Source organism: Streptomyces viridosporus (genome assembly GCF_002078235.1).
Lineage (GTDB): Bacteria > Actinomycetota > Actinomycetes > Streptomycetales > Streptomycetaceae > Streptomyces > Streptomyces viridosporus.
In genome coordinates, this window is the sequence record NZ_MSGP01000289.1 from 1 (window position 1) to 9,001 (window position 9,001).

At 69.0% G+C, this 9,001-nt stretch carries 6 protein-coding genes; 4 read left to right on the forward strand and 2 right to left on the reverse strand.

Annotated features, from left to right (window positions below):
• Positions 1 to 10: 10 nt before the first annotated feature.
• Positions 11 to 718: a M23 family metallopeptidase gene (locus B7L92_RS20705; RefSeq protein WP_081239002.1), complete on the reverse strand. Its 708-nt coding sequence runs from the start codon at positions 716 to 718 to the stop codon at positions 11 to 13.
• A 439-nt stretch (positions 719 to 1,157) separates the two neighbouring features.
• Here B7L92_RS20705 and B7L92_RS20710 point away from each other — a divergent pair, with 439 nt between their 5' ends.
• The 3 genes from B7L92_RS20710 (at position 1,158) to B7L92_RS20720 (ending at position 5,594) form a co-directional block, all read left to right on the forward strand.
• Positions 1,158 to 1,784 carry an HAD family acid phosphatase gene (locus B7L92_RS20710; RefSeq protein ID WP_081239003.1) on the forward strand — a complete coding sequence of 209 codons (627 nt, stop codon included), beginning with the start codon at positions 1,158 to 1,160 and terminating at the stop codon, positions 1,782 to 1,784.
• 193 nt (positions 1,785 to 1,977) lie between these two features.
• Positions 1,978 to 2,352 (forward strand): trypco2 family protein, encoded by a 375-nt coding sequence (locus B7L92_RS20715; protein WP_081239004.1) that lies wholly within the window; start codon positions 1,978 to 1,980, stop codon positions 2,350 to 2,352.
• Positions 2,349 to 5,594 carry a serine protease gene (locus B7L92_RS20720; protein ID WP_081239005.1) on the forward strand — a complete coding sequence of 1,082 codons (3,246 nt, stop codon included), beginning with the start codon at positions 2,349 to 2,351 and terminating at the stop codon, positions 5,592 to 5,594. The genes B7L92_RS20715 and B7L92_RS20720 overlap by 4 nt, the downstream gene beginning before the upstream one ends.
• A 61-nt stretch (positions 5,595 to 5,655) precedes the next feature.
• On the opposite strand, the gene B7L92_RS20725 is transcribed toward B7L92_RS20720, so the two are convergent.
• The gene (locus tag B7L92_RS20725) at positions 5,656 to 8,184 is read right to left on the reverse strand and encodes an ATP-dependent Clp protease ATP-binding subunit (protein WP_081239006.1); all 2,529 of its coding nucleotides are present in this window, start codon (positions 8,182 to 8,184) and stop codon (positions 5,656 to 5,658) included.
• A gap of 431 nt (positions 8,185 to 8,615) precedes the next feature.
• On the opposite strand from B7L92_RS20725, the gene B7L92_RS20735 reads away from it, so the two are divergent.
• Positions 8,616 to 9,001 (forward strand): SCO3374 family protein (locus tag B7L92_RS20735; protein ID WP_255311060.1); only part of this gene is annotated, 386 nt, incomplete at its 3' end.

Below are 9,001 nucleotides of genomic sequence, written 5' to 3' on the forward strand. Positions count from 1 at the left end.
CCCAGGTGTGTCAGCGGTGGGAGTTCAGGTACTGCATCGGGTTGATCGCCGAGCCGTAGTTCGGGGTGGTGCGGATCTCGAAGTGCAGGTGCGGACCGCTGGAGTTGCCGGTGTTGCCGGACAGGGCGATCTTCTGGTCGGTCTTGACGATCTGGCCGATCTTGACGTTGACCTGCGAGAGGTGGGCGTACTGGGAGTACACGCCGTTGCCGTGGTTGATCACGACGGCGTTGCCGTACGCGGGGCCGTCACCGGCGCCGTTGGGGCCGGCCTTGACGACGGTGCCGCCGTGGGTGGCGTGGACCGGGGTGCCGGTCGGCACGGCGTAGTCCTGGCCGCTGTGCTTGGAGGCCCACATGCCGCCGTTCTGGGCGAAGCTCGCGGTGAGCTGGTAGTTCTTCACCGGGTCGACCCAGGACGCCTGCTTCGCGGCGGCGGCCTGAGCGGCCTTCTTGGCCTGGGCGGCCTTCGCGGCCTGGGCCGCCTTCTTCGCCTCGGCGGCCTTCTCGACCTGGGCGGCCTGGGCCTTCGCGGCCTTGGCCTGGGCGGCGGCCTGTGCCTGGACGGCACCGGCGGCACCGGACGCCGCCGTGGTGTCGGCGGCGGCCGCGATCCCGGCTCCCATCACGGCCGAGGCACCCAGGCCGGCGGCCAGCACGGCCGCGCGGGTGCGGATCAGGGACGTGCGGGAGGAACGGGACGTGACGCGCTGGGACATCGAAACCTCATGGGGGAGGGAGCAGAGGAAAACCACCGGCGGAACGGGTCCGTGCCGCGGTGGCCATTCAGTGGTAACCCTTTCGCCCGAAAAGCCGCAAAGGTGTGACCTACGACGGAAGGCCGTACTCCGGGAGTGAGATGCACGTCTCTTGACAGAGGTCTCTTACCGGACAAAACCCGCTATTTAGAGCTGACCGATCAGATCTTTGGGTTAAATGTCCGTTTTCATTCGAGGGTTCGGCCACTATTCCGGGTAGTACCGGTCGCACCGGCTGTGCACCATGTCACCGGGAACCGGGTTCGGCCGTTTCAGAAATGTGGCGCAGGCCTCTAGGCGCCTACCGTCCGGTAACCCTACGGTTCACCTCACGTCACCCTCGCAGACGAGCATGCACACGACATGTTGATCGCGTTCCGGACGTGAGAGGACCCCCCACATGAGAAGCCGACGCCCCTGGTCGCGCCGCGCATCGGTGACCGCCGTCACGGCCGCGGCCCTGGTCGCCCTGGCCGCTCCCGCAGAGGCCACCGCCCCCGCGACCGCCCCCGTGGCCGCGACCGTCGCCGCAGACGTCGACTACGACACCTGGCAGAAGGACTGCCGGGCGGTCATGGACCAGGCACTGCCCTATCTGAAGCAGCGGATCGCGAACCCGAGGCCGGGCGAGAAGCAGGCGATCGTCCTCGACATCGACAACACCGCGCTGGAGACGGACTTCGGCTTCCGCTTCCCGCAGCCCGCCAACGCGCCCGTCCTGGAGGCCGCCGAGTACGCCCAGGAACGCGGCGTCGCCCTGTTCTTCGTGACCGCCCGCCCGGGCATCATCCACGCGCCCACCGCGTACAACCTCGACCACGCCGGCTACGAGTCCTCCGGGCTCCACGTGCGCGGGTTCCTCGACCTCTTCAAGAACGTGGCCGACTACAAGACGGCCCAGCGCGCCGCCATCGAGGCGAAGGGCTACACGATCATCGCCAACATCGGCAACAGCCCCACCGACCTGTCGGGCGGCCACGCCGAGAAGACCTTCAAGCTGCCGGACTACGACGGACGGCTGTCGTAACGCAGGCGGGCGCGCGGAAAGGGCCGGTGCCTTTCGGACACCGGCCCCTCTGTCCGGTGATCGAGAATTCGGAATGTACCCCGCGTGCAGGGACGAATCCGGGTAACGTCGGGATCGTTGGGAGCCGTACGGCCGTGGCCTCGGGGGGCACGGTCACAGATGGCTGTCCGAGCGCGCACTCCACGGGGGAGACATGGACGCCGCTTCGTACAACGACCACGGTATCGACCTCGCCGATGCCATTGCCTCGGTACGCGATCAGCTCATCGAGGCAGCCACGCGCGCCACCGGTCGTCCGGTCGCCTTCGAGGTGGGGTCCATCGACATGGAGTTCACCCTGGAGCTGCGCAGGGAGACCAAGGGCGGCGGCAAGGTCAGGGCCTGGGTGCTGGAGGCGGGCGCCGACGCCGCGCGTAGCACGGGCCTCACCCATCGCGTCGCCTTCACCCTCACCCCGCGCGACTCCGTGACACGCGCACCCTGGCTGGTCGGCAGCGACGACCGTGGCAGCACCGCGGGCTTCGGCCAGGGATCCCCGGTTCCCGGCCCCGCGCATCCGACCCGATGAACCCGGCGGACAGCCCCGTCGGCCGAGCCATCGTGGTCCTCGGGGACCGGCAGGGCAGCGGCGTCGCACTCAACAGTCACCTCGTCCTGACCTGCGCCCACGTCGTCGGCGCCACCGAGGAGCCGAAGGTCGCGCATCCTCGGCATGCCGGCCACATCACCGCCCGGGTTGTCTGGTCGGACACGGAACAGGACGCCGTACTGCTCCTCACCACGGGCGAACTGCCGTGTTCCGGTCATGTGCGTATCGGCAGTCTCGCCACCGATCGGTCTCTCCCGGACTGCGAGATCATCGGCTACCCGAACATCCAGCGGTACACCGGGTCCCACTTGGCCACGGACCAGTTCACCGGCCGGGTCCTGCCCGCCGCCGCCCACCCGCGCTCCGTGCTCACCTTCTCCTTCGACCGGGCTCCCGCAGCCGAGGTCTCCCAGGACGCCCCCAGTCCCCTGGCCGGGTTGTCCGGCGCGCCTGTCTTCGCGGGCGGCGTCCTCCTCGGCATCGTGCGCGCGATCCCCCAGGGCCGGAACCACCTCCGGGCCGAGGGCATCCTGATCGCCGGTATCTCCGGCATGCCGTACGACCTGCCGGAGGCCGAGCCGATCACCCAGCACCACCCGATGGACCGCGACTACGAACGCGACTACGCCTGCGCCGTCGGCATCGCGTTCCGCAGGATGCGCATCTTCGGTCTGGACGACCTCAACCGCCGTGAAGCCGAATGGGACCTCAACTCCGCCTATCTGAGCCTGGAGGCCGCTCCGCGTCTGTCCGACATCGCGGCACAGAACCTGGACACGACCACGACCCGGCAACCCTTCTCCATGGCAGGCCGCACCCCGCATCGCATCGACGCCCTGCTGGCCACCCGCTCCCGGGTACTGCTGCGCGGTGACGCCGGCGCGGGCAAGACGACCCTGGTGTGGTGGCTGGCGGCGCACACCGCCGCAGGCACACTGACGACCTCGCTGGCCGACCTCAATGGTCTGGTGCCCTTCATCGTCCCGCTACGCGCCGTCCGTTCCCACAACGGCGTCTTTCCCTCGCCCGCGGCGCTGCCGCACGTCGCCGGCCTGGTGATCGACGAACCACCCGACGGCTGGGTGGGTCGCGTCCTGGACTCAGGGCGCGGCCTGCTGCTCGTGGATGGCCTGGACGAGGTCCCCCAGGCAGACCGCGAGGAGGCTCACCGCTGGTTGCGTGCCCTGCTCACGCGCTATCCCCGTACCCGCTGCGTGGCCACCGTGCGGCCATTGGCCGTCGAACCCGACTGGCTGGAGGGGGAGCGCTTCGAAGAGCTGCGCCTGCTGCCGATGCGGGACGACGACATCCACAGGTTCGTCGTCTTCTGGCACCGCGCGGCTCGGCTGGATGACGACGACCACGAGCTGCTGGCCGAGCTGGAGCGGGATCTGTCCCAGCAGTTCCGGCACAATCCGGCACTCCGCGACCTTGCGCGTACCCCCCTGCTGTGCGCGGTGATCTGCGCGTTGCACCGCAGACACCAGGGCTTCCTTCCCGAGACCCGGTTCAAGCTCTACCAGTCGGCCCTGGAAATGATGCTGGGTCACCGCGACAGACGTCGCCGCGTGAACGCACCCGACGGCATCACCATGACCGTTGAGGAGCATCAGCAGATCCTCCAGCGCATCGCGGTCTGGCTCGTTCGCTGTGGTCAGTCGGAACTCACCCGCGATCAGGCCCGGCCGCAGCTGGAAGCCGCGCTCGCGGGTATGGAACGCGTGCGCGGTCAGGGCAGTCCCGAGGACATCCTCACGCACCTGCTCAACCGCTCCGGTCTGCTTCAGGAGCGCGGGGACAGTTCCTACCAGTTCATCCACCGCACCTTCCAGGACTTTCTCGCCGCGAAGGAACTGGTGGAGAGCAACTCTCTGCGGGAACTCGTCCGTAACGCCGACGACGGGCTGTGGCAGGACGTGGTCCTGTTGGCGGCCGGACACTGCCGACGAGAGATCGGCGACCTCCTGAAAGGTCTGCTCGGCCGTGCCGATGCGGAAGACGTCGCATCACCCCTGCGCACTCAGCTGCACGTGCTGACCGCCCTGTGCGCCCAGCACGCGGCTTGGCTCGACGGCACGCTCCAGGAGCAGGTACGCGCCCGCATCGCCGGCCTCGTCGCGTCCCTCACTCCCGCCGAGGTGCCGCAGGCCGCACGGCTCGGACCCTACGTCCTGCGGTTCCTCCCGGACCCCGAACGGCTGGACCCCTTCCGGGCCGCTGCGATCGCCGAGCTCGTCGGCAGAGTGGGCGGAACGGAGGCCATTCCCGCTGCGCGACGACTCGTCGGCACTCCGGGAATGCCGCGTTCGGTGTACGTGCGGCTGATGCGGTCCTGGAGCAACTTCCCCACCGCCGAGTACGCCCGCTCGGTGCTGAGCCTGGTGCCGCCGGGTCACTCGCTGCCCGTCAGCACCCGGGAACAGCTGATCCTGCTCCACGAGTTACCGGTGGGAGCGCAACTCACGCTCAGTGGTGGGTTCACCTCCACCGAACTCACCGCCGCCCGGCTGCCCATGCTGCGCAGGCTCCGTCTGGAACGCCTGCCCGCACTGGGGGACCTCGACTTCCTCCACGCGCACGGCCGGCTGCTCGAATCCCTGAGCATCTCGTCGAGCGTCTCGGCCCTGAAGGACGTCTCTGCGTTGGCCGGACTGCCCGCGCTCACCACGCTGTCGCTGGGAGTGCCACTGCAGCCGGAGGCGCTGGAACACCTGACGGACATACCCGCCCTCACCTCGCTGACCCTGTCCACTCCGCACCTCACCTCGCTGGCTTCCGTGCCCGCCCATCGAGGCGTCACCCGGCTCGCCCTGCCGTCACCCCGACTGATCGACGTCCGGGGTCTCGAAGCATGGGAATCCCTGACCTCGGTCATGCTGCCCCTGCCCCTGAACGCCGCTGAGTTCTGGAAATTCATCCGAGAGGCCCATCGGATCACCGAGGTGGACACGGCCGTCCAGTCGCTGGAACAGTTACGGCGGTTCCCTCCCGTCCCCCATCTGACGACCCTGCGGCTGCGCCAGGTGACCGACCTGCGTGGCGCGGAAGGACTGGCGGACACGTTCCCCGCGCTCACCCGGCTCAACCTTGCCCGAGCCAGGGGGCACGAGCTCTCCCCCGACGATCCGGACCTGGCCCGACTGCGGGCGAGGCAGCCGCAGCTGGTCGTCTCCTTCCGGGACGCCCCCATGGCCGCCCTCGAGTCCTCCCTCTCCGCCTGAGAGCACGCGCGAGGGGGCCGGTGCCTCTCGGGCACCGGCCCCCTCGCGGTTGCCGTGGCGCTTACACGTCCTTGCTCAGGTTCGGGCCGGTTCCTCCGCCGGCCGCCTGCTCGATCGGCGGGACGTCGGGCAGGGCCGACTTCTCCTCGCCGCGGAAGGTGAAGGTCTGGGACTCGCCCTCGCCCTCGGTGTCCACGACCACGATGTGACCGGGACGCAGCTCGCCGAAGAGGATCTTCTCCGACAGCGAGTCCTCGATCTCGCGCTGGATGGTCCGGCGCAGCGGCCGGGCGCCCAGCACGGGGTCGTAGCCCTTCCTGGACAGCAGCTCCTTGGCGGACTGGGAGAGCTCGATGCCCATGTCCCGGTCCTTCAGACGCTCGTCCACCTTGTCGATCATCAGGTCGACGATCCGCAGGATGTCGTTCTGCGTGAGCTGCGGGAAGACCACCACGTCGTCGACGCGGTTGAGGAACTCGGGCCGGAAGTGCTGCTTGAGCTCGTCCGAGACCTTGTTCTTCATGCGCTCGTAGTTGGTCTTCGTGTCACCCGCGGCGGCGAAGCCCAGGTTGAAGCCCTTGGAGATGTCCCGGGTGCCGAGGTTGGTCGTCATGATGATGACCGTGTTCTTGAAGTCCACGACCCGGCCCTGGGAGTCGGTCAGGCGACCGTCCTCCAGGATCTGCAGCAGCGAGTTGAAGATGTCCGGGTGGGCCTTCTCGACCTCGTCGAAGAGGACGACCGAGAACGGCTTGCGGCGCACCTTCTCCGTCAGCTGACCGCCCTCCTCGTAGCCCACGTAGCCGGGGGGCGAACCGAAGAGGCGCGAGACCGTGTGCTTCTCGCTGAACTCCGACATGTCGAGGGAGATCAGCGCGTCCTCGTCACCGAAGAGGAACTCCGCGAGCGCCTTGGACAGCTCGGTCTTACCGACACCGGACGGGCCGGCGAAGATGAACGAGCCACCCGGACGCTTCGGGTCCTTCAGACCCGCACGGGTACGGCGGATCGCCTTGGACAGCGCCTTGACGGCGTCGTCCTGGCCGATGACCCGCTTGTGCAGCTCGTCCTCCATGCGGAGCAGACGGCTGGACTCCTCCTCCGTGAGCTTGAAGACCGGGATGCCCGTCGCCGTGGCGAGGACCTCGGCGATCAGCTCGCCGTCGACCTCGGCGACGACGTCCATGTCGCCGGCCTTCCACTCCTTCTCCCGCTTCGCCTTGGCGGCCAGGAGCTGCTTCTCCTTGTCGCGCAGGGAGGCGGCCTTCTCGAAGTCCTGCGAGTCGATCGCGGACTCCTTGTCCCGGCGGACACCGGCGATCTTCTCGTCGAACTCGCGCAGGTCCGGCGGCGCGGTCATCCGGCGGATGCGCATCCGGGAGCCGGCCTCGTCGATCAGGTCGATCGCCTTGTCCGGCAGGAAGCGGTCCGAGATGTACCGGTCGGCCAGGGTGGCGGCCTGGACGAGGGCCTCGTCGGTGATGGAGACGCGGTGGTGCGCCTCGTACCGGTCACGCAGGCCCTTGAGGATCTCGATGGTGTGCGGCAGGGACGGCTCCGCGACCTGGATCGGCTGGAAGCGGCGCTCCAGGGCCGCGTCCTTCTCCAGGTGCTTGCGGTACTCGTCCAGCGTGGTGGCACCGATGGTCTGCAGCTCACCGCGGGCCAGCATCGGCTTGAGGATGCTCGCCGCGTCGATGGCGCCCTCGGCGGCACCCGCACCGACCAGCGTGTGCAGCTCGTCGATGAACAGGATGATGTCGCCGCGGGTGCGGATCTCCTTGAGCACCTTCTTCAGGCGCTCCTCGAAGTCACCGCGGTAGCGGGAGCCGGCCACCAGGGCACCGAGGTCCAGGGTGTAGAGGTGCTTGTCCTTGAGGGTCTCGGGCACCTCGCCCTTGACGATGGCCTGGGCGAGGCCCTCGACGACGGCGGTCTTGCCGACGCCGGGCTCACCGATCAGCACCGGGTTGTTCTTGGTACGGCGGGACAGCACCTGCATGACCCGCTCGATCTCCTTCTCGCGCCCGATGACCGGGTCGAGCTTGGATTCACGGGCGGCCTGGGTGAGGTTCCGGCCGAACTGGTCGAGGACCAGGGACGTGGAGGGGGTGCCCTCGGCAGGACCGCCGGCGGTGGCGGTCTCCTTGCCCTGGTAACCGGAGAGCAGCTGGATCACCTGCTGCCGCACGCGGTTCAGATCTGCGCCCAGCTTGACCAGGACCTGGGCGGCGACGCCCTCGCCCTCGCGGATCAGGCCGAGCAGGATGTGCTCCGTGCCGATGTAGTTGTGACCCAGCTGAAGGGCCTCGCGGAGCGACAGCTCCAGGACCTTCTTGGCACGGGGGGTGAAGGGGATGTGGCCGGACGGCGCCTGCTGCCCCTGGCCGATGATCTCCTCCACCTGCTGGCGGACCGCCTCGAGCGAAATCCCGAGGCTCTCAAGGGCCTTGGCGGCGACACCCTCACCCTCGTGGATCAGGCCCAGGAGGATGTGCTCGGTGCCGATGTAGTTGTGGTTGAGCATCCGGGCTTCTTCCTGAGCCAGGACGACAACCCGCCGCGCGCGGTCGGTGAACCTCTCGAACATCGTTAATCGCTCCTCAGAGCGGTCAGGCAGTAAGGGGAACTTCCCCTCCCTGTCCTTCCGCAGCTTAGTCCCGCAAGCGGGGACCGCTCATTCCAACTGCCGACACCGTCGATGGCCTCCTGACCCCGAACGCCGACATCTGCTCCAACCCGATGGTGCGAGACGATGTTCCCGCAGGCCAGGCAGTTAGCCCCTTCGCCAGTACGCCCATGGCGAACGGAAAGCCCGCCGCCCTGCGTGTCGACCCCTCCCACTAGGGATGTCTTACCCGCTGCTACGGACGGTCCATGCCGAGTGCACGGGTTCCCTCCGCTACGGGCGAACAACCTTGCGCCTCCGCACAACCCCCGCACGCCCCCCTGTTCGACACTCTGCGGACACTTAGCGCCACTCAGCGTAACCCGGAGCGTCTCCCGGCGGTTGCGTCGGACATGGTTGGCACCGTCCCCGACCCGACCCCGCCCGTCCGCCGGCCGGCCGTCCGCCCGCCGCTCGAGCCGGGCGAGCCAAGCGACGAGGTCCGGCTCTGGTACGAGAACGCGCTGGGCTGGCCGACGGTGCCCGGTCGCCCGGTGCGCCTGGCGGTGGGGGAACGCTTCGACGTCCTGGACCTGCCGGCCGAGGCGGGGCACGCGGCGCTGGAGCGCCTGGGGCGCGCCGGCCGGGGGTTCCCGGTGGCGGCGCAGGGCGGCCGGATGCGGCTGCTGGTGGCCGCGGGCAGCGCGGAGGAACTGCCGGGGCTGCTGGACTGGCTCGAGTGGGGCTCGCTGGAGCTGGACCTGGCCGCGATCGGCGCGGGCGGCCTCATGGACGCCCC